General features: G+C 61.1%; 1 protein-coding gene. It reads left to right on the forward strand.

Going from position 1 to position 1,461, the window contains the following annotated elements:
* The first annotated feature begins 86 nt into the window (after window positions 1–86).
* Window positions 87–1,187 carry an IS110 family transposase gene (locus tag G7007_RS21650; RefSeq protein ID WP_375139517.1) on the forward strand — a complete coding sequence of 367 codons (1,101 nt, stop codon included), beginning with the start codon at window positions 87–89 and terminating at the stop codon, window positions 1,185–1,187.
* The last annotated feature ends 274 nt before the right edge of the window (window positions 1,188–1,461 follow it).

Consider the following 1,461-nt stretch of genomic DNA (forward strand, 5'->3'; position numbering starts at 1 on the left):
TGTAATTGAATGGACTCGCCCCCGCCGAGGCATCACAGTGCCACGGTGGCGTTTCTTGAACAGCCAACGGCAGCGAGGGCCAGTCCATGAGCAAGCATAAAGCCAAACACAATTCCCTGTCTTCCACTGATCTGGAAAGCTGCCACGTTCTGGCAGTCGATCTGGCCAAGAACGTGTTTCAATTAGCCGGCGAAGATGAGGTCAGTCGCTTGATCTATGAGCGCCGCATCAAGTCGCGCGAGGCGTTCAGCGAGTTTCTCCAACGCCTGCCAGCGCACATCACCGTGCTCATGGAAACAGGCCCGGGCGCTCAGTCATGGGCACGGCTGCTGCAGGCCAAGGGCAATGTCGTGCGTGTGCTGCCAGCCCAGCGCGTCGGCGAGCATCGCAGCGGTGCCAAGAACGATCGCAACGATGCACATGCCATCCTGCGGGCTGGGCGTGACGTTTCGATCATCGCCGTCCCCATCAAGACCACCCAGGCCCTGGCCATCCAGGCACTGCACCGCATCCGGCGCGGCTGTGTACGTCGCCGCACGGCCTTGAGCAATCAAGTGCGAGGGTTGCTGCTCGAGCACGGTGTCTCCTTCGCCCAGGGTGACCTGGCTTTCGGCCAGCGCGTGCCGAGGGTGCTGGAGGATGCCTCGATCCCGTTGCCCGACCTACTGCGCGAGCTGATCGAGGAGCTGCTGATCGAGTGGCAGCACCTGGGCGAGCGTATCAAGGTGCTGACCGGGCGACTGGAGCGCAGCGCTGGCGAGGATGAAACGGCCACTCGGTTGATGAGCATCCGCGGTATCGGTCCGATCATCGCCACCGCACTGGTGGCCAAGCAGGTGGAGCCGACGCGCTTTGCCAACGCACGACAATTTGCGGCCTACTTTGGCCTCGTGCCGGACCAGAACAGCAGTGGTAACAAGGTGCGGCTGGGCAAGATGAGCAAGCGCGGCGATGGCTATGTGCGCAGCCTGATGATCCAGGGTGCCCATGCCGTGTTACAGCAGATAAAACCCGACTCCACGGAGCCCGATGATCGCCGCTTGCAGGCCTGGTGTTCCCGGCTTGGCAGGAAAGAGGCGGCGATCAGGCTGGCCAATCGAAACCTGCGTATCGTATGGGTGCTGCTGCAAGGCACGCAGACCTATCAACGACGCCCGAATCATCAGGAGGCCGTCATGGGCCTCTGATCACAGCGTTACGCCACCGGGGCGCTAGGCGCTCCAACCCCTGCTAACGAGCATTGACCCCTGGTAAGACCGTCGCGATTGAATGCCTACGCTCCTACTGGCCTTGCTGGCCTATTTGTAAATGGCACTTCGCGGGCTTATCCAATGCTGGCCAGAGGCAACACCGCCTCCTCGAATAGGCCTAATACATAGATGCAACCGGGTCCCTTTGTTCAAAACAGCAGGAAAAGCGGGTAGACAATGTAGGCGAGTCCATACATAGGAGCGGCCCCTG

Origin of the sequence: Pseudomonas entomophila (assembly GCF_013523125.1) — a bacterium.
Taxonomy (GTDB): domain Bacteria; phylum Pseudomonadota; class Gammaproteobacteria; order Pseudomonadales; family Pseudomonadaceae; genus Aquipseudomonas; species Aquipseudomonas entomophila_B.